This window comes from Planotetraspora kaengkrachanensis (assembly GCF_016862895.1).
GTDB lineage: Bacteria > Actinomycetota > Actinomycetes > Streptosporangiales > Streptosporangiaceae > Planotetraspora > Planotetraspora kaengkrachanensis.
This window is the reverse complement of the sequence record NZ_BONV01000064.1, coordinates 1-19,840: the sequence shown is the minus strand read 5'-3', so window position 1 is coordinate 19,840 and position 19,840 is coordinate 1. Positions and strand designations below refer to the sequence as shown.

Genomic DNA, 19,840 nt, shown 5'->3' with positions numbered 1-19,840 from the left:
TCTTGACCGGTGATCAAGTAACGGTAGCAGGCCGGCAGCAAGATGATCGTGGTCCCCGAGACGCCGAAAGGGCCGACCCGATCAATCGGATCAGCCCTCTGAGCTGCGGCGAGACGACACGCGTGGGAGTACACCCGTCTCGTGAGCGATCTTCCGGGGCCATGTCGGCCCCTGGTTGTGAGGTTCGCCAGGTGCCCGTGCTCGCCCGGCTGGTCATGGTGTCCAAGGCACCAGAGCGCCGGCGAGCACGGGCGTGGTTTCGTTCGGCACTCACGATCTGCGGACGAGCGCCCACGCCACTGGTCGCCGTGCACCTAGATCACGGAAGGGGCGTGAACGTGACCGTGGGCTAAGGCGTCGGGTAGCCCTCGGCCTCCGCCTTTGCCTTGGAGTCGGTGTCCTGCTTCTGCTGCGGGAACGCCTCGTTGTCCGACTTCTGGAAAGGAGTGATGATCAGCGAGAAGTCACGCAGCAGGTGCTGACGCTGGAACTCGAACTGACGCTCGTGCTGACGCTGACGGTTGTGGTTCCAGTTGTGGTTGCGGTTGTGGTGACGCCCCTCGCGGAAGCAGACCGTCTTGTGGCACGTCGGCCGCGAAACCACGGCCCGAACGGGAGCCGGAGCCGGAACGCCGCCCATGACGACGGACGCGCTCGCGGCGGTGGCGGTGCCGAGGACGAGAGCGCCACCGGTCAGCGTGGCGCCGGCGGCGAGAACACCCATGATGTTGCCGAGCTTGGACATTTCAATTTCCCTTGATGAATGCGGTTACCCGCTACGCGAACGCGCACGCTTTTGTGGGCGCTTCGTCGCCTGGCGGGGTCACAAGAATGCGATGTGAGCGGAAAAACCGACGGCCGCGCCCATGTCAGGCGCGAATCCGCCGGTGTTGATGCGCTTCCGGCTGTACCCGTGCCCGCCGGCCGTTCATGGTTCCCAGAAACAGAGAACCCGGCATCGGCGAGCACGGGCACGCTTCCTTCTGTACTCACGCTCCGACCATCAGGTCGGGACGTCCGCGCGATTCGGCGGCGAACTAGCTGGCGGTGTCGGGAGCCGTCATGGCGCCCCCGTAGTACGGGTCCTCCGCCTCGGCCTTGGCCTTGGAGTCGTTGTCCTGCTTCTGCCACGGGGTGGCGTCGTTGTCCTGCTTCTGGAACGGCGTCACGACCAGGGTGAAGTCACGCAGCAGGTGCTGACGCTGGAACTCGAACTGACGCTCGTGCTGGCGCTGGCGGAGGTGGTTCCGGTTGTGGTTGCTGTTCCGGTGGCCACGGCCCCAGCCACCGCCGCCGCAGCCACCGCCGCAGCCCATGACGGTGGTGGCGTTCGCGGTGCCGACGGTGACAGCGGTGCCGAGAGCGACGGCTCCACCGGTCAGCGCGGTGCTGATGGCGAGAACCCCGACGAGGCTCTTGAAGTTAGGCATCCCATTTCCCCTTTTGACGACTTTTACCCCTGCGCTAACTTTCCCCGATAATTAGGGGAATGCGCTTATGGCGACGCTTGGTGCACCATCCGCGCATTGTCGTATTTTCCGTGCCGAGCGGCCGACAAACGACAGTCGATGGCTTTTGTCGTGCGCTTATCTCTTTATTGACCACGCCGACCAATAGTGTGCGCCATTGATGCGAAATGGGCTTTATGTCGGAATTAATACGTCCCGATATGGGCGTTCCGCTCGTACGGGTTGGTCTGGGCGAACTCTCGGCCTGTTCGCGCTTCCTCTTGAGCACGGCCCGGGCGCACTTGATCACCTGGTCGGTGTCCCGCAGGCCGGCGTAGGCGGGCTGTTCGGTCTCATGGCGGCTGGGTGGTCACCGAGGTCCGGCCGGACTACCCCACCGAGTGGGCCGCGATGCCGGACTGGACACCCACATCACCCGGATCCATGCCGCCAACTACAGCGTCTACGGGGTGCGCAATGCGGTTGGGCGCTTCTGGAGCACCTCGGTCACCTGTGCGCCGATCTCTGGGGTCAGTCGACCCGTCAGCTCGAACCCGAGTTGATTGGCGACGTCACGGCCGTGCAGGTCGACCGAGGCCTCCACGAGGTCCGCGTACACACCGACCGAGCGGCGGATCCGCCGTCGCGACACCAACAGCAGCCAAAGCCCCGGCACGAGTGCAGGCCACCAGTACACGCCGACGACCAGATAGGCCAAGCCCCACACCGGCGTGCGGGCGGCTGAGGCGCACCGCTCCTGGACCGTCGTCACCTCCGCCCGCGCCGCGTCCGGCAGCACCAGCCACAGCCGCGGCCACGTCGTGGTCAGGTCGAGGCCGGTGCCGCGGCGGACGCGGTCGGCGACGGCACGCAGCCGGTCGCCCGCCCACGTCGGGCAGTTCGGCTCGAGTTCGGAGATCGCGTCGCGGCGCAGCACGGCACGACGCGCCGTGACCTTGGCCCGGCGGTTCTCCTGGTCGGCGAGCACCGCCTTGACCGCGGTGTCCGCCTTCGCCCCTGCCCGTTGCCAGCGACGCTGGCGCAGCGCGGTGAACGGCCTGCCGGGGCCCGTGCCCGTCGCCCCCCACGCGGCGATCACGACACCGCCCAAAGCGGTCATCGCCAGGCCCACCAGGGCGGTCGCGGCGAGGAACCCCGCTGCGGCCCACACCAAAGCCGGCCCCGTGGACACCGTCGACGCCCGCACCCAGAGCAGCGTGACGTCGAGTGCGTGCGAGGGTCCGAGCATGACCGCCACCACCGCCACGGCCACGAAGACCGCGGCGGGCAGCGCGAGCGCGGCGGCCCAGCGACCTGCCAGGTTCTTGCCGAGCTCCGTGAGGAACGCGTTCACAACTCGACCCTGGTCTCGCGGAACGGATGCCCGGTGAGCCGGCACGACGGCTGCTTGTCGGTCGCCGCGCGCGGGCACGCGCCGGTCGGGCACACCCACGCCGTGACGACCACGTCCCGCGCTCCCGGCCACGGTTCGAAACCGCGGTGCGCCCGGGTCAGGCTGTCGATGCCGTGCTCGGCGAAGGCGCCGTCGAGCAGGTCGAGGTCCGCTTCGGGCACTTCGCCACGAGAAGCCGCCGCGACGACCCTGGCCAGCACGTCCGCCACGCCGTACCGCGCGGCGCGTTCCGCCAGTGCCTCTCCCGCCTGCTCGCACAGGACTCCGACGCGCGGACCGGTCGTTGGTGCCATGCCGATCTCCGAACCCCCTTCTCCACGATCCCGGTCACGCTACCGTGAACGGGACGGATCGGGGGGCTGCGCGTGTACGACGACGTCCGGTTGGTGGTCGAGACCTTCGAGTACTCTGGCGACGTCGACGCGCTGCTCGCCGCCGTCCTGCCGCTACCGCAGCAGTGTCCGCGGCACCTGCTACCGCACCTCGCTCAGGCGCACTGGCACCGGTACCGTGCGCAGAGCGGGTTCGACGGACTGATCGACCGGGAGATCGCGGCCTCCATCACAAGTCAGGCCGGCGATCCCGCGGTCGCCCGCGTCACCTCCGCGGAGCAGTACCGGGAGCTGGAGGAGGCACGGGCGGATTTCCAGGTACGCCAGGACCCCGGATCGCTCGTCGACTTCCTGAACGCCTACACCGTGTTGATGGACGCGGTGGACGACGAGCGGATGACTGCCGCGCTCATCGCCGACCACGCCAGGTTGCTGCTGGTGCTCGACGAGCTCGATGGCACGGACAACTACGCCGAACCCGTCGTCAACGCACTGCACTGGACGATCGCCCACACGACCCACGACGACCCGCAACGCGCCCGCCGGCTGGTCGACCGCGCCCGTGCGCAGGGGAACGCGGGCAGGCGGCCAGGTCAAGTGCTCGCCGACTACCGGGCCGCCGCCCAGCTGGCACTGCGGGAACGCCCGGTGTGGCGCGACGTCGTGATCGAGCTCGCGCAGTACGAGGCCGACCTCTACGCGAACGGCGCCCCGCCGATCCACCTGGCCGGCGCGCTCGTCACGTGCCGTGACCTCGCCGCTGCGGCGGAGCGGGACTTCGGCAACACGGCGACGCTGCCCGCGCTCGCCCAGCTCGAGAATGAGGTCAGCAGCCAGATCGGCCCGGATGTGGCGCGGTTCCTGCGGACCTGCCACCGCGATCCCCTTGTTCTGCAGGCGCAGCGCGACAAGGTCGAGACCCTGCTGCGGCAGGACATCCGCCCCGGCGTGCTGGTGGAACGGCGAGACCAGGCGTGGTTGCTCGCCATCGGGCTGCCGCTCGACCACGAGGGCAGGCTGGACGCGCTGCTGGACCTCTACCGCACACACGACGACCTCTGGGAGCTCGGCGGCGACACCGCGGCGATCGGACTCGCTTACGACGCGGTCACCGAAGCGCTGCTCACCACGTCACCCGACGACGCGGGCCGGGCCAGGCTGCAAAAGGCGATCGCCAATGCCACCTCGACCGTCGCCATCCAGACCCGCTCCCCCGACGACGCGAAAGACGCGGTCGACGCGGCCCGCGCGCTGGTGGAGCTACCTGCCCGGGACCAGGGTCAGCGAGCGCTGCGGCTCACCACCCTGGCGTCCACGCTGGTCCGGCAGTTCGAGCTCGGCGCCAACCCGGCGGCCGGCCAGGAGGCCATCACCGTCGTGGAGGAGGCCATCGAGCTGACCCCTCCCGGCGACGAGAACCTCCCGTTGCGCTGGTCGACGTTGTCCCTCGCGGCGCAGAAGGTGGCCGAGGACGGGGACCACAGCCTGTTCGCCAAGGCCGTCGACGCAGGTGCGCAGGCGGTGGCCACCATGCCGACGCACGACGTGCGCCGCATCGGGATGCTCTACAACTACGCCGCCGCCGTGCAGTCCCAGGCGAACACCACGATGGTGACGGACGCGGAGCCGTACCGCGAGGCCGAACGCGCCTACCGGGCCGCACTCGCACTATTGGCCCCCGACCACCCCGACAACGCGCGCATCGAGAGCACGATCGCCGACCTGCTCTACCACCGGTACCGGCACTGCGGCGACCTGGACGCGCTGGATGACTCGCTCGAGCTCGCCGAGAAGGCGGTCCGTGAGACGCCGCAGGACCACCACTGGTGGCCGTTGCGGGCGTTCGCACTCGCGCGCTCGGCGCGTGAGCTCGCCACGTTCGGCGGGCCGCGTGCCGATGAGCTGCGCGAACTGGCGATCACCCACTATCGGGGGGTCAGCGCGCATCCGGCCGCCGCCCCGCAGCACCGGATGGTGTGCGAGCAGCAGCAAGCCGCGATGCTCGCCGAGGCGGACCCGGCGACGGCGCTGGACGCGCAGGAACGCGTGATCGCCGCCATTCCCCCGACGGTCAGCCGGGCGCTGCCGCGATCCCAACGGCTGCGGGCCGTACGGCAGCTGGACGGGCTCGCCGACCAGGTGGTGGACGCCGGGGCACGGTCGGGCGAGCTGGACCGCGCGTTGGAGCTTGTCGAACAGTGCCGGGCCGTGCTCTTCGGCGACGCGTGGGGCATCCGCCGCGGCTGGGCGAAGCTGCGCGAGATTCGGCCGCAGCTCGCCGAAAAGCTCAGCCAGGTGGAGCAGGATCTGGCCGAGGCCGACTCATACTCCGACGTGACGTTCCACATCGAGGTGGAGTACCAGGGCCAGACCTCCACGCGCGACTGGGACCCGCGGCCTGAGGCCGTCCAACGGATCCGGCGGCTCGCGGCGAAGCGCGACCACCTGGTCGCAGAGGCGCGGGCGGTCCCCGGACTCGAGAACCTGCTGACGGCGCCAGACCTCGAGCTGCTGCGCCACCGCGCGACCGGGCATACCGCGGTGGTCGTCAGCGCGGCCGGCACCGCGTTCGTCGTTCCCGGCGACTACTTGCAGCCCATCGAGGCCGTGCCGCTGCGGCAGATGACCGAGATCACGGCCCGTGCCCAGGTCAGGAAGCTGCGGGAAGCGCTCGCTGACGTGAAGGACCCGGCGTGCTCGTTCGACCGGCGCGAGGAGGCCCAGCTGGACGTGCACGCCGTGCTGGAGTGGTTGTGGGACACCACGGCCGGTCCGGTGTTGGAGCGGGTCACGGACACGCGGCTGTGGTGGTGCCCGATCGGCGTCGCGGCGGGGCTGCCGCTGCACGCGGCGGGCAAGCACCGCGAAGCCGCCGGTCAGACCGTGTTCGACCGCGTTGTCTCCTCGTACACGCCGTCGCTCACCGCGCTCGCCGACACCGTCACCACACCCCGGCCGCGCCACGCCCGCCACACCGCACTCGTCGTCGGTGTCGGCGAGCGCGAGCGCGAGGGCGTGCCCGTGCTGCCGAGCGCCCGCGCCGAGGCCGAGGCGGTGGCCGCGCTGCTGCCCGGCTCCACCGTGCTCCTCGACTCGGCCGCCACCGCGGACGCCATCAAGGAGGGCTTGCACGAGCACCCCATCGCGCACTTCGCCTGCCACGGTCGGCCGGTCAGCTCCGCCGGGCACCCCGACCTCGGCGGGCTGATGCTCAGCGACGGGATGTTCGTGCCGTCGTTCGTGCGCGACCTGCGCACCACGCAGGCGCAGCTCGCGTTCCTGTCCGCTTGCGACACGGCCGGTCCCGACCCGGCGCTGCTCGACGAGCCGCTGAACCTGGCATCGGCGTTCCACCTCGCCGGCTTCCGTGGCGTCATCGGCACGCTGTGGCACACCGCGGACAGCACCGAGACCGCCGTGGCCGTGTACGCGGCGCTCACCGCGCACGGCACCCGGCCCGCCTACACCGCTCACGCGGCCACCGCGCTAACTGAGACATTGCGCCGCATGAGGGACGCCTACCCGGCCGTGCCGACGCGGTGGGCCGCGCACGTGCACGTCGGCGACTGAGCTACTAGCCGGCTGATGGGCGGGTGGTCGACCGTGTCGGCGTGTCATTGGTCAAACAGTCGAGGTCTCCCTATCCCCACGAAGGATGGTCGTGGCAGCCGATCGCCCCGACGCTGTACGGCAAGTGCTGACGTCAGCGACCATCGCGTGATCGCCCGCGCCAGCGAGAGCATCTGATCCGTAGCCAGTTCGAGAACGTCCACGGATGTCTACCGCTGTCGCAAAGCGCCTGCTCAGCGAACCCGCGGAGCTCCCGGCAACCGGTGAAACCCAGTCGAGGGTGCCGTGAAACCGGCGCGGCGGAGAGTGAAGCCATGAGCATCACAGAACTCGGACGTACCGGGGGCGGCCCGGCCCCCAACGGGGGCACCGATCTGGCCGTACGTGCGGAAGGGCTGATGAAGACGTTCGGCGAGCACCGTGCCGTCGACGGGATCGACCTACACGTACGCCCCGGTGAGATCTTCGGCGTCCTCGGCCCGAACGGCGCCGGCAAGACCACCATGCTACGGATGCTGGCCACCCTGTTGAAGATCGACGCGGGTCGTGCCGAGATCTTCGGGGTCGACGTGGCCGGCAACCCGCACGTGATCCGCCAGCTGGTCGGTGTCACCGGACAGTACGCATCGGTCGACGAGAACCTGACCGCCCGCGAGAACCTCTGGCTCTTCAGCCGTCTGCAGGGCATCGCCGCGCCGCGTGCCCGGCGCATCGGCACTGAGCTGCTGGGCCAGTTCGGCCTGGAGGAGGCCGCCGACAAACCGGTCGCGCAGTTCTCCGGCGGCATGCGCCGGCGCCTCGACCTGGCGGCCAGCCTGATCACCAGGCCACCGTTGATCTTCCTCGACGAGCCGACCACCGGTCTCGATCCGCGCACACGCGGCCAGATGTGGGACACCATCCGCGGTCTGGTCACCGACGGCTGCACGGTGCTGCTGACCACGCAGTATCTGGACGAGGCCGACCAGCTCGCCGATCGCGTCGCCGTCATCGACCACGGCCGCAAAGTCGCCGAGGGCACCCCCGACGAGTTGAAGACCGCGGTCGGCAACTCCACCCTCCAGTTGCAACTCGCCGAGCCGGGCGAGGTGCCCGCCGCCGTAGAGGTCGTGCGGCGCGTCCTCGGCTCCGACCCGGTCATCAGCCCGGAGCGGGGCCGCCTCAACGTCGCCCTCGACCAGGCCGACCTGGCCGCGGACGTACTGATCGCACTTCGCACCGCCGGAGTGTCGATCTCCTCGGTGAGCGTGGCCAAGCCCAGCCTGGACGAGGTGTTCCTCGCCCTCACCGGCCACGAAACCGACGAGCACGACGAGACCGGCACGGAGGAGAACCGATGAGCACCCTGATCGCGCCCGCCCGCGAAGTGGTCACGGCGGCCGACCGCGTGGCCGCCGCCCGGCGGCGCATCTCCATAGGGGAGACGCTCGGCCAGACGATGATGATGGCGTGGCGGGCGCTCAAGAAGATGCGCCGCAACCCGGAGCAGTTCTTCGACGTGGCACTGCAGCCGATCCTGTTCACCGCGATGTTCGCCTTCATCTTCGGCGGCGCGATCGCCGGCGACGTGCAGAGCTACCTCCCCCTGATGATCCCCGGCATCCTCGCCCAGACCGTGCTGACGACCTGCATGGCCACGGGCACGCAACTCCGCGAGGACATGGAGAAGGGTGTCTTCGACCGGTTCAAGTCGTTGCCGATCGCCCGGATCGCGCCGCTCGCCGGCCCGATGGTGGCCGACCTGCTGCGCTACACCATCGCGGCCACGTTGACCTTCGGCATGGGTCTGGTGATGGGCTACCGTCCGGGTGGCGGAGCGGGCGGCGTACTCGCCGCGATCCTGCTGGCGATCTTCACGGGCTGGTCGCTGGCGTGGGTCTTCACCTGGGTCGGCACGATCGCCCGCAGCGCCCAGGCCGTGCAGGGCATCTCCATGATGATCTTGTTCCCCTTGACCTTCCTGTCGAACGCGTTCGTCCCCGTCGAGACCCTGCCCGGCTGGCTGGCCGCGTTCGTACGGATCAATCCGGTCTCACACCTGGTCACGGCCGCCCGCGACCTCGCCAACCGCGCTGTCGTCAGCGGAGAGGTGGCCTGGACGATCCTGGCGTGCCTGATCGTCATGGCGATCTTCGCGCCGCTGTCGGTACGCAGCTACAAACGGCACATGTGACCTCCGTCCGTCACGGCCGGAGACCTGCTCGACGAGACTCCGTGCCTCGTCGAGCAGGTCGGAGCCGCGTCGATCGCCGTAGTGTGCCCGCACGGCGGCGATCAACCCGGGCGCAGCCCGCTCCGCGTACGGTTCGATCCGCTCGAAGGTCATGCTGGGCATGAGGCTGTTGTACGCGAACCGCTCGGCGAGCACCAGCAACCCGATCGAGTCGCTCGGGGCCATGGCTCCCCGCAGCAACCCCCAGGCGCCGAGCGCGAAGAGCATCGAGCCGCACAGCGGGTAGTCGAGAACGGGGTTCTTCACGGCCAGCATGTCGTAGCCCCGGACGGCGGAGAACAGTTCCTCGCCGTACCGGACGTCTTCCGGCGGGGCATGGTACGCGTACGCCGTCAGAGTGACCGACACCGCGACGAGCGACCACGGCGTGAACTCCGCGCTCGGCATCCCGGGCAGGTACAGATCGCGTGCCCGCTGGACGGCCAGGCGGTATTCCGCGAGCGCGGCGGCCGTCTCGCCGCGGGCGAGGGCGAGCTCAGCCGCGCACAGCGAGACGATCGCCGCCCCGCCGAACACCGCCTCGTTGTCGTTGATCCGGGTGATCTCGGCAAGCTCGGCCTCCGCGGTGTCGAGATCGCCGTCGGCGAGCGCGGAGGTCAGCAGCAGCGCGCGCAGCTGGGTCTCGTCTTCGGTTGCGCCGAGCCGGGTCAGCACCGGGATAGCGGTCCGCGCGTGTCCGACCGCCCTCCGGCGGTCGCCGAACTGCATGACCAGGTGGGCCAGTACGGCGCGCATGATCGCGGCGAACCACGGGCCCTCGTGCTCGCGGAGCATCGTCAGGGCCCGCTCAGCGGCCTCGATCGCCCCGATCACCTCACCCGCGTTCTCCAAGACGTGGACGCTCATCTGCGTCGCCGCCAAGGCGACGTCACGGTCGGCGCTCCGGCACAAATCCTCCAGCCGGCGACGCGTCTCGGCATCGTCGGCCGCGTCGCACGCGAGCAGCACCGTGGCCGTCGCCGCCACGCGGGGATCCGTCGTGGCACTGGTGGGCAGCGTACGGAGGAGATCGCGCAGCGGATCACCGCGGTGATCGGTGACGATCGCGATGTTCATGAGCGTGATCAGCGTGACGGCCCTGGTCACCTCGACAAGGTGCGGCGGCGGCACCCAACCGGTGATCACCTGGCTGATCGCGTCCCAGTGAACGAGGATCCGGAAGTGGTCGCCGCGGATGGACCACAGCGCGCCGACGCCGGCCAGCAACTGAACCGTCGTAACGGGATCGGACTCGCCGAGAGCCTGCCGGAGCAGATCGGCGAGGTTGCCCTCCTCGGCGCGCAACGCGTCGGCCACCGCGAACTGCGCCGGGCTGAACAGCTTCAAGGCGTGTTCGAGGGCGTACGCCGTCGCCCAGTCCCGCTGCGCCGTCCGGGCGGGCGCCTCCTCGCCGGCCTCCTTCAGTCGCATCCGCCCGAACTCCCTGACGGTCTCCAGCATCCGGTAGCGCAGGCCGTACGCCGTCTCGCGGACGCTCAGCATCGACTGCTCGGTCAGCGCGTCCACGACGTGCAGGGCGTCAGGGCCGAGTACGTGCTCGGCCGCGGCCAGCGTGAACCCGTCGCCGAACAGCGACAACCACCGCAACGCCTGCCGTTCTGGATCGTCCAGCAGATTCCACGACCAGTCGATGACCGCGAGCAGCGTCTGGTGCCGGTCGGGGGCCGTACGGTTCCCACCGCGCAGCAGGGCGAACCGGTCCGCCAGGCGCCGCGCGATCTCCTCCACCGACATCACCCGCACCTTGGCCGCGGCCAGTTCGATCGCGAGCGGCAGCCCGTCGAGGCGGGCGACGACCTCCTCGACCACTCCCCCTTCGATCCGCGCACCTGGGCGGGCGGCCGTGGCGCGCTGGCGGAACAACTCCACCGCGTCGCCTGTGGGCAGCTCGCCGAGCAGGTAGACGCGTTCGGCGGGGATCGACAAGGGGGCGCGCGAGGTGATGAGGACCCGCAGGTCGCGAGTCGTCACGGATAAGAACGCCACCAGATCGGCGACGGCCTCGATCACGTGCTCGCAGTTGTCCAGGATCAGCAGCGCCGGAGCCTGGTCGAGATGCTGGGCGATCCGGGCGCGAACGTCGGAGCGCTGCTCGGCGGTCAGGGCACGACGCCCGCTGACCGAGTCCCGAACCCCGAGCACCGAGCCCACCTCGCCCACCACGCCCTCCGGGGAGGAGACGCCGACAAGCTCGACGAAGTGGGCGATGGGCTGCGCGGCGTTCCTGCCGACGACATGAGCCAGCCGCGTCTTGCCCAGCCCGCCAGGGCCGATGATGGAGACCACCCGGTTGGTCCGCAGCAGGGCGTGCACCGCGCGGATGTCGCCGTCGCGGCCGAGCAGCGAGGAACCGTCGAACAGGATGCCGTCACGCACCGGCCGATCCGCGGCGAGGAGCTCGGCGTACACGCGGGCAAGCTCAGGCCCTGGTTCGGTGCCGAGTCGTGCGACCAGGCCCGCGCGATACCGCTCGTAGCGCTCCAGAGCGGCGGCGGCACCGCGAACGGCGGCCTCGCTGCGCAGCAGGCAGGCGAGCAACTCCTCGTCGTACGGCCGATCGGCCGCAACCTCCTCCAGCAACGGCAGCGCTCCCTCATGAGCGCCGCTCCGGCCCCGCGCGATCGCGGCCACGCGTCGCGCCTCGGCCGCCCACCCTGCGGCGACGCCTCTCAGCTCAGCGAGTGGGCCCGTGCCGCCGTCGAAACCGCCGGCCACGAGATCCATGGCCTCTTCGGCGCGACGGCGCGCGAGCGCCACGTCGTCTTCGCCGAGTGCGGCCCGTGCCTCCTCCACCAGGGCGCTGAGCAGCAGCACGTCCACCTGACCGGCGGGCAACCCCAGCCGGTAACCGCGCGGGATCCGCTCCACGAGGTCGGCGCAGGTCGCCGCCCTGGTCCGCGAGACGACCACCTGTAGCGCCTTCGTCGGGTTGGCCGGCGCCTCGTCGGGCCACAGCTCTTCGACCAGGCGCTCGTCACTGAGCCCGGTACGCCCGTGTGTGGCGAGCACGGCGAGCAGGGTTTGTGCGCGGTCGCCGACCACGCGCACACCCCGCCAGCGGACGCCGTCGAGCAGGACCAGTGCGGGGGACATATCTTCAGCTTACGGACGAGTGACGTCTGAGGAGCATGACCGCGCGTGTCTCGACGAGTGGATCGGGCGCGCGGCCGAGAGGACTCGAACCCCTGATCTTCTGATCCGTAGGTCCTCAAACGATCTCTAGAAGCGGTGCCAGGCGGGTGCGGCCCGGCACCGACCCCGACCGCTGCTATTCGGAGACCGCCGGGACGCGCTTGAACAACCGGCCGGCGAGTCCTCCTCCGACGACCGTGCCGTCGTCACGGGTAAAGAAGCCGCGCTGGCCCTTGAGGGCGCCGCTGGTGACGATGTATTCGTCGGTGTCGGCGGCCAGCAGGCCGAGATCGGCCGGCGGGAGGTCCGGGGGAAGTTCGGTGTCCGTGGCCGCGCGGATTTCCGGTTTGATCCTGCATTCGATCGTCAATCCGGTCCCATTCGTGGCGATGGTGAGCGTCATCATGTCGTTTTCGTAGCTCCCGACGACCTCCCGGGCCCGGGCCTCGTCAAAGGGAAGCGGCTCCGGGTCCCGGTCGACCACCCCCACGTAGTGCTCGAGCGCCCATCGCACGACGGCTTGGTTGAAGGCGAGGCCTCCGTCCGGGCCCGCGTTGGACAGCGCGACGACGGCGAAGTCCCGTTCGGGCACGATGAGAAGCTCGGCGAACTGGCCGTTGGCCGATCCGCCGTGCCCGGCGGTGCGAACGCCGTCGACGTCGCGCAGGAACCAGCAGATGCCGAAGGCGTCGCCGAGCGTGCTGGCCTGCAGTTCGACCGTCTGCTCCTTCATCCGCTGCAGCACCTCGGCGGGCAGCACCTGGGCACCGTCCTCCGCGCGGCCGTCACCGAGATGGAATCGGGCCCATCGAAGCTGGTCCGCCACCGAGGAGGCGCCGCCACCGCCGGGGTTGTTGCCGCGGGTGTCCTTCCACTGGCGCGCGACGGCCAGCGTCCCGTCCTCGCCGAGGTTGTGCCCCACCGCGAACCGCCGGGTCATGACGTCACTGGTCGCGAAGGAACTGTGCGACAGCCCCAGCGGCTCGAACAGGAGCGAGGCGACGGCTCGTTCGTAGGTCAGACCCGTGACCTTTTCGATGGTCCGGCCGGCGAGGTTGTACCCCACCTGGCTGTAGGAGGCCTGGGCACCAGGTGGTGCAATCAGGTCCGACTCTGCCATCTTCGCCACATACGCGGCCAGGGCGTCGTCCCCCTCGCCGGTCTCGACGCTCATCCTCCAGTCCAGCCCCGCTGTGTGGTTGAGCAGCTGCAAAACGGTGATCTCCGCCGCGGCCCGCTCGTCCGGGAGCACGAATTCCGGGACGTACCGGCGCACCGGCGCGTCCAGTTCGACCCGCCTCTCCGCGACCAGGCGCATCAGCGCGGTCGCGGTGAAGGACTTCGTGACCGATCCCAGCACGAACAGCGTGTCCCGGTCGACGGGCAGCGGGTTCTCGACGCTGGTCACGCCGTGGCAGGCGTAGACCTCTGTGCCGTTCGCCCACACCCCGACCGCGACGCCGGGAACACCGAACTTGGTGGCCGTCGTCTCGACGAACTGCGCCAGCGTGTCCTGTGACATCTCATCTCCGTTCAGCGACTTGCACTGTGTTCAAGTGGGACGCTAGACCATACTTGAACGTTGTACAAGTGGCCTCTTGAACATTGTGCAAGAACGGGTCGGGTGACATAGGGTGGCCGGATGCCGCGTGACACGCTGACCCGCGAACAGATCGTCAAGACAGCCATCGACCTGCTGGACGACGAAGGCCTGGAAGGCCTGAACATGCGCGCGCTGGGCAAGCGGCTGGGCTCTGCGGCCACCGCCGTCTATTGGCACGTGGGCAGCAAGGACAACCTCATCACCCTCGCCGGCGACGAGGTATGGCAACAGATCGCGCTGCCCGACCTCGCCACGACCGACTGGCGGACGGCCGCCACGCAGATGGCCACCGACCTGCACGCGATGCTCACCCGCCACTCCTGGCTGGTGCAGGCCTTCGGCTCGTACATGATCTTCGGCCCAGGCAAGGCCCGCCACGACGACCACGGCCTCGCCATCTACGAGGCGGCCGGATTCACCGGTGCGCAGGCCGACCAGGCAGCGGCCACCGTCTTCACCTTCATACTCGGCAACGCGCTCGTCCCAGCCGCAGCCGCCTCGTTCACCAAGAAGCTCGGCCGCGACGGCGGCAACGCCGAGGCGCTGATGCACGAAAGCATGGCGAAGGCCCACGAGATCGCGGCGCAGTTCCCACGGCTGCGCGCCCGCCTCGACACAGCCGTCGCCGACTACGCCACAGCCCCCGACAACACCTTCCAGTTCGGCCTCCAAGCCATCCTTGATGGCCTCGAAGCCCAACTCATCGCGTTCGGCCACTGATCACAAGCCTGAGCATCGATCAGGAACACGACGCTCGAGGAACAACGCCTACACGGCGATGCAACCGATCAGCGGCAGATCCGATTATTCAGTCGGTTAGGGTCGCGGGGTGGGTCCTCACCGCATGCCTGCCGCCGAGGTGGACGTCTCCCCGGGTCTGGTTCGTCGGCTCCTGGCGGCCCAGCAACCCGACCTTGCCCACCTGCCCATCGAAGTGATGGCAAACGGGTGGGACAACGTCATGTGCCGGGTCGGCGACGTGCTGGTCGCCCGGCTGCCGAGGCGTGAGGTGGCCGCCAGGTTGCTCGTCCACGAACAGAGGTGGCTCCCAGTTCTTGAGCCTCGGCTGCCACTGCCAGTGCCTGCGCCGGTGCGGGACGGCCAACCGGACCTTGGCTACCCGTGGCCGTGGAGCATCGTCCCATTCCTGCCCGGGCAGGTTGCTGCGCGGAAGCCGCCGGCTGACCTGCGAGACGCAGCGGTCAGCCTTGCCAGGTTTCTGGGGGCCTTGCACACTCCCGCCGCACCGGACGCCCCCGTAAACCCCCACCGCGGTGTCCCGCTCGCGGACCGCCGCGCGACGGTCACCCAGAATCTGAGCGTATTGGGCCGCCTGGTCGACCGCAGGGCCGTGATGCGCGTATGGGAGGCCGCAGCCGCAGTACCGACGTGGGGCGGGCCCCCGTCGTGGGTGCACGGCGACCTTCACCCCGCCAACATCCTGGTACACCGCGGCCGCATCAGCGGCGTGATCGACTTCGGTGACATCACCTCCGGCGACCCTGCCACGGACTTGTCCGGGGCCTGGATGCTCCTGCCTACCGAATGCCACGATGCTTTCCAGAACGCCTATCGGGCGGCGGCCGAGTATGTACCTGACGACCACATCTGGTCACGAGCGCGAGGCTGGGCGCTCGCGCTGTCGCTCGCGTTTCTGGCCCATTCGGCTGACAACCCGCTGATAGCGAAAATAGGCCACCACACGATCAATGCCGTGCTCGCTTAGGCAGCGCAGCCGAATATCGGATGCCATCGCTACAGCCGAGGTCGCCAAGAACCTGACCAGCACCGAAGTGGCCCGCCTGACGACCCCGCCGGCAGGAACCCCAGCGGGGTCCGCCCATCCAACGAGATCGACACCCGCATCCGCGGCCTGCTCACCGAACTGGTACCCGCCGGCTGAAAGCCGACGAGTATACCGACATCGATCTAGCTCAAGATCTTAAAGTGGTACTCATTTTCACCCGCCTGCTTCTATCTACTGTCCTTAGCCCAAGTAGGGCTGCAGAGACCTAGTCGTGGCGGCACGCAACTATTCACCTAGACGACATAGCAGTGGAAATGCCAGAGATCTACGCTGCCCGTGCCAACGTCGACAATAGGGGGCGACATGGGGGCGACATCAGGCCCTGCGGACACACGGATCATGGGCATCGTGCACGGTGCCTTGCGCCGCGACCTGGACCGTACGCGGACGGCGCTGACGAGCGAGCCTCGTCCGCTGGGACGCCAGCGTCGCGCGCTCGGCGAGCACGTGGTCTGGATGATGGACTTCCTGCACCACCACCACTCCGGTGAGGACGAGGGACTCTGGCCGTTGGTGCGCGAACGCAACCCCGCCGCGGGCCCTCTGCTGGACTCGCTGGAGGCCGACCATCACAGGATCGTCCCAGCCATGGAGACGATGACGGCCGCCGGGCGGCGCTACGCGGACACGACGACGGACGAGGCCCGCCTCGAGCTCGTCGCGGCGCTGGACGAATTGAACGAAGTGCTCGTTCCCCACCTCGACCGTGAGGTCGAGGAGGGTATGCCGGTGGTGTCGAAGAGCATTACCCAAGCCGAGTGGCAAGCCTGGGACGAGGCCACCAACATCAAGCCGAAGTCGTTCGCCCAGTTGGGCCTGGAGGGACACTGGCTGCTCGACGACATCGACCCCGAGGGCTACCAGATCGTTGTCCATCTCGTTCCCCCGGTCCCGCGGTTCATCATCATTCGCGGGTTCGCCCGCGCGTACCGTCGTCGGGCCGCCGCCCGCTGGCAGCCCGACCTATCGGTGACGCGGGCCGAGATGTGACGACGAAGCAAAAGCCCGGGTGCGGCGGCCGCAGAGGTCGCCGCACCGCGAACGGCAGACCACGGAGACTGGGCCGCACCAGGTCACCCGTGGAATGCCTCAGGCTCCGCAGCGCGTATCCGCGCTCCCGGGGCGGAGCACGCTCGCCTCGAGCTGGCGCGCCTGGGCATGATGCGCGCCCTGCGCATGCGCCGACTCCTGGAAGGTTCTTCGAACCAGTTGAACGACTGGCTGATCAGGCAGGCGCCTTGGCCATGAGCTTTCAGCTCTTGCCTGCGCAGTCCGTGTTCAGCGGCGGGGGCCGGTGGCCCTTCACGTCGCTGCCCCACTGGCGCCCGCACTCGCCGTTACAGACGCGGATGCCGCTCTGCGGCACGACCTGACCGGAGTGAGAAGCTGCTCTGTACCCAACGAGGGCCGCCTACCCACATATGTGGACGTCCCGCCCGATTGCGAAAAGTTGGGACAGCACGTCATGGATCTCCGCCCACGAGCTCTTGCTCTGATACAGGCCACAGTCCGCGCCCTCGACTCGGGGTGCTTCTCAATCTTGCGCCTTCGTAGGCTGCCACCCACCTCCCCGCGTGCTACGGATGTAGCGGGAGCGGCATAGTCCGTCAGTCTCAGGCAAGTGTCTCGCGGCGTGTGGACGCGATCGCGCTGGACAACGTCGGGTGAATCGTGAAGCTTTGGTCCAAGTCCGTGATCTGCAGCAGACGAGTCATCCGACGACTGGGTGCGGCGAGTCTGAGCGTGATGCCACATTGCCGGGCACGGCGCTGGATGCCGACCAGGACGGCCAATCCGGACGCGTCGCAGAAGGACACATCTGACAGATCGAGGATGAGTACATTTTCGGACCGTCGCATCGCATTGCGTAGACGCATCCGCAGTGCCGGGCTCGTGGCGATATCGATCTCGCCGTGGGCTCTGACGATGGTATGGGCGGGCCAGCTCGCGGCCAACGGGCGTGCACGTGTGTGGGCCCGGGAGCTCGCGGTGGTAACAGTGCGTATCACGATTAGTCGGCTTCCTCGGCCTTCGGACCGATGTTTACGATCGCCGCGGGCGACGCCGACTTTGATGCCAACGCACGAGAAGTCCTCGGTATCTCCAACTTATCCGCCGAAGTAGCCCAAACGAGAGCAAGTTCGGCAAGTTCGTGGAGATCTTCATGCGCCGGCTAGAACGTTGTGGGCATCCGTACCCCCTGCGTGGGGCAAGTTGGCCGGCCCATGCCGTCAGGACTTCTCGTGATTGAGGATTGAGCCGCCCGTCCGGATCAGTTCACACAGAGGCAGAAGGGGTGACCTGCCGGGTCGAGGAAGACCCGGAAGGAGGTGCCGGGCTGGTGCGGGTGTCTGGTTGCGCCGAGATCGAGCACTGCCGCCTCGGCGGCATCCAGGTCGTCAACGATCACATCGAGGTGCATCTGCTGGGGCAACTCCTGGGTTGGCCACACCGGCGGCGTGTAGTCATCCACCTGCTGGAAGGAGATGCACTGACCGTAGTCAGCGCGGACCTCGGCCCAGTCGGAGGAGACGTCGACCTTCCACTCCAACATCGCGCCGTAGAACTTTGCGAGCGCACCAGGATCGGGACAGTCGATGACGAGGCTGGGGAAGCGAGCGATTGCCATGCCGCCATGGTACGAGCGGTTGCGGACGATCCACTTCCGGATTGATCATGCGATCATCAACCGAAGCGCGGCATGACCCGTGGGGTTGGGGGGCAGCCGCCCCACGTATGGCAGCTTCGATCGACTCCTGAGCGTGACGGGCTTACGCGAGGCCGCGTTTCCGGTGTTCGACTCGGTGGCGGAGGCCGCCAGCACGTAAGGCGCGCCCCTGCCTGTACCGATCTTCGGTTGGGGTACCAGGACCGGCGTGGGGTCTCTGCCTCCGTACACGCCGATGATGGCCCAGCTCGGCCCGCTGCCCGAGCCGTCGGCGGACTATGCCCACGAGATGAAATGGGACGGCGTCCGCGCCCTCGCCTACGTGGAGAACCGGGCCCTGCGGCTCATCTCTCGCAACGGCAACGACGTCACCGTCGCCTACCCAGAGGTGTATCCGCTGGCGGGCTCGACGGGCGGGCACAACTGCGTCCTCGACGGCGAGATCGTCGCGTTCGACGAGAACGGCCGGCCGTCGTTCTCGGCTCTGCAGCCCCGCATGCACCAGCGCCATCCAGAAAGGATCACCCAGCTCGTCAAGCTGGCCCCCGTCACCTACCTCGTGTTCGACATCCTGCACATCAACGCCGTCACCTCGACGAACATGGTGTACACCGAGCGGCGGAGCCTCCTCGAGGACGTCGTCGCGGCCGGCGCGCGCTGGCAGGTGCCGGCCTGGTTCCCCGACGCCGGGCAGACCGCGGTCACCATGTCGCAGCAGATGGGCCTGGAAGGCGTCGTCGCCAAGCGGCTCGACTCGCCGTACCGGCCGGGGAAACGCTCGGCCGACTGGACCAAGGTGAAGAACGTCACCACCCAGGAGGTCGTCATCGGCGGGTGGAAACCCGGCGGCGGACGCCGCGCCGGAATGATCGGCTCGCTGCTGCTCGGCGTCCACGACGAGGCCGGCCGCCTCGTGTTCGCCGGCCACGTCGGCACCGGCTTCACCGAAGCCGCGCTCCGCGACCTGGCCGAAATGCTGGCGCCCCTGCGGCGGGACAACTCGCCGTTCGACGGGCCGGTGCCGCGCGAGCACGCTCGGCACGCTCAGTGGGTGGAGCCGCGGGTCGTGGGTGAGGTGCAGTACGCCGAGTGGACCGGCGACGGCGTCCTGCGGCACCCGTCGTGGCGTGGTCTGCGGCCGGACAAGGACGCGGGCGACGTCGTCCGCGAGGTGCCGCCAGGGCGGCAAGTCGGCTGAACAGGGGGGATCATGAGCCAGCCAGGAAACCCGGTCCCGGGCCCGGAGGACCGGCAGTCCCTGTCGGAGATGCCGCGCGATGAGCTCCACATCCGGCTGGCGGCCGTCGTATTCGCCGTCGCGCTGATCGTGGCGGCCGTCGGGACGGCGGCGGACGCCCTGGCTGTGGCGATCGTCGCGGCCGTGGTCGCACTGGCAGCGATCATCCACATGACGGTGTGGATCAAGCGCAGGGGCGCGGATGCCGAAGACCGGACGCGAGAAGACCAACCAGACCGCTAGGAGCTGCGAGCGAGGCGCCGACAAATGGCGCAGTGCGCCTGGAGCTTCTTCCTGTGGCCGGCAGCCTCGCTCACTCCGTACGCAACGAGATCGAAGTGACGTGGGATGGCCACCCAGAGCCGGTGACCCTTCCGATTGCGGCCCGCATCTAGG

General features: G+C 68.9%; 15 protein-coding genes and 1 pseudogene. 8 read left to right on the top strand and 8 right to left on the bottom strand.

What is annotated here, in order from left to right; all coding sequences use genetic code 11:
* Window positions 1–349: 349 nt before the first annotated feature.
* From Pka01_RS39845 to Pka01_RS39830, 4 genes are all read right to left on the bottom strand, one after another.
* Window positions 350–745: a hypothetical protein gene (locus tag Pka01_RS39845; RefSeq protein ID WP_203888206.1), complete on the bottom strand. Its 396-nt coding sequence runs from the start codon at window positions 743–745 to the stop codon at window positions 350–352.
* 292 nt (window positions 746–1,037) lie between these two features.
* A complete protein-coding gene (locus Pka01_RS39840) occupies window positions 1,038–1,430 on the bottom strand; it encodes a hypothetical protein (RefSeq protein ID WP_203888205.1) in 393 nt (130 codons plus the stop codon).
* A gap of 481 nt (window positions 1,431–1,911) precedes the next feature.
* The gene (locus Pka01_RS39835; protein ID WP_203888204.1) at window positions 1,912–2,802 is read right to left on the bottom strand and encodes a hypothetical protein; all 891 of its coding nucleotides are present in this window, start codon (window positions 2,800–2,802) and stop codon (window positions 1,912–1,914) included.
* Complete coding sequence (locus Pka01_RS39830; RefSeq protein ID WP_203888203.1) at window positions 2,799–3,155, bottom strand: hypothetical protein; 357 nt, start codon at window positions 3,153–3,155, stop codon at window positions 2,799–2,801. The genes Pka01_RS39835 and Pka01_RS39830 overlap by 4 nt, the downstream gene beginning before the upstream one ends.
* A gap of 72 nt (window positions 3,156–3,227) precedes the next feature.
* Here Pka01_RS39830 and Pka01_RS39825 point away from each other — a divergent pair, with 72 nt between their 5' ends.
* The 3 genes from Pka01_RS39825 to Pka01_RS41080 all read left to right on the top strand — a co-directional run bounded on the left by Pka01_RS39825 (window position 3,228) and on the right by Pka01_RS41080 (window position 8,937).
* A complete protein-coding gene (locus Pka01_RS39825; protein WP_203888202.1) occupies window positions 3,228–6,764 on the top strand; it encodes a CHAT domain-containing protein in 3,537 nt (1,178 codons plus the stop codon).
* A 314-nt stretch (window positions 6,765–7,078) separates the two neighbouring features.
* Window positions 7,079–8,104: an ATP-binding cassette domain-containing protein gene (locus tag Pka01_RS39820; protein ID WP_203888201.1), complete on the top strand. Its 1,026-nt coding sequence runs from the start codon at window positions 7,079–7,081 to the stop codon at window positions 8,102–8,104.
* Complete coding sequence (locus Pka01_RS41080) at window positions 8,101–8,937, top strand: ABC transporter permease (protein WP_239116280.1); 837 nt, start codon at window positions 8,101–8,103, stop codon at window positions 8,935–8,937. Before Pka01_RS39820 ends, Pka01_RS41080 begins: the two co-directional genes overlap by 4 nt.
* 2,040 nt (window positions 8,938–10,977) lie before the next feature.
* On the opposite strand, the pseudogene Pka01_RS41075 reads toward Pka01_RS41080, so the two are convergent.
* Window positions 10,978–12,090, bottom strand: a pseudogene (locus Pka01_RS41075) (AfsR/SARP family transcriptional regulator); the annotation flags it as partial.
* Window positions 12,091–12,265: 175 nt separating this feature from the next.
* Window positions 12,266–13,651 carry a serine hydrolase domain-containing protein gene (locus Pka01_RS39810; protein WP_203888199.1) on the bottom strand — a complete coding sequence of 462 codons (1,386 nt, stop codon included), beginning with the start codon at window positions 13,649–13,651 and terminating at the stop codon, window positions 12,266–12,268.
* 120 nt (window positions 13,652–13,771) lie between these two features.
* On the opposite strand from Pka01_RS39810, the gene Pka01_RS39805 reads away from it, so the two are divergent.
* The 3 genes from Pka01_RS39805 (at window position 13,772) to Pka01_RS39795 (ending at window position 16,529) form a co-directional block, all read left to right on the top strand.
* Window positions 13,772–14,452 (top strand): TetR/AcrR family transcriptional regulator, encoded by a 681-nt coding sequence (locus Pka01_RS39805; protein WP_203888198.1) that lies wholly within the window; start codon window positions 13,772–13,774, stop codon window positions 14,450–14,452.
* 124 nt (window positions 14,453–14,576) lie between these two features.
* Complete coding sequence (locus tag Pka01_RS39800; RefSeq protein WP_203888197.1) at window positions 14,577–15,458, top strand: aminoglycoside phosphotransferase family protein; 882 nt, start codon at window positions 14,577–14,579, stop codon at window positions 15,456–15,458.
* 429 nt (window positions 15,459–15,887) lie between these two features.
* On the top strand, window positions 15,888–16,529 hold the full coding sequence (locus tag Pka01_RS39795) for a hemerythrin domain-containing protein (RefSeq protein ID WP_203888196.1): 642 nt from the start codon (window positions 15,888–15,890) through the stop codon (window positions 16,527–16,529).
* Window positions 16,530–17,152: 623 nt separating this feature from the next.
* Here the strand turns inward: Pka01_RS39795 and Pka01_RS39790 are convergent.
* Complete coding sequence (locus Pka01_RS39790; protein WP_275414545.1) at window positions 17,153–17,548, bottom strand: STAS domain-containing protein; 396 nt, start codon at window positions 17,546–17,548, stop codon at window positions 17,153–17,155.
* 263 nt (window positions 17,549–17,811) lie between these two features.
* Window positions 17,812–18,168 (bottom strand): VOC family protein, encoded by a 357-nt coding sequence (locus Pka01_RS39785; RefSeq protein WP_203888195.1) that lies wholly within the window; start codon window positions 18,166–18,168, stop codon window positions 17,812–17,814.
* Window positions 18,169–18,415: 247 nt separating this feature from the next.
* Here Pka01_RS39785 and ligD point away from each other — a divergent pair, with 247 nt between their 5' ends.
* Together ligD and Pka01_RS39775 are read left to right on the top strand one after the other, a co-directional pair.
* Window positions 18,416–19,405, top strand: a complete 990-nt coding sequence (ligD, locus tag Pka01_RS39780; RefSeq protein WP_239116279.1) for a non-homologous end-joining DNA ligase — start codon at window positions 18,416–18,418, stop codon at window positions 19,403–19,405.
* A gap of 12 nt (window positions 19,406–19,417) precedes the next feature.
* Window positions 19,418–19,687, top strand: coding sequence for a hypothetical protein (locus Pka01_RS39775; RefSeq protein ID WP_203888194.1), 270 nt, complete (start codon window positions 19,418–19,420; stop codon window positions 19,685–19,687).
* The last annotated feature ends 153 nt before the right edge of the window (window positions 19,688–19,840 follow it).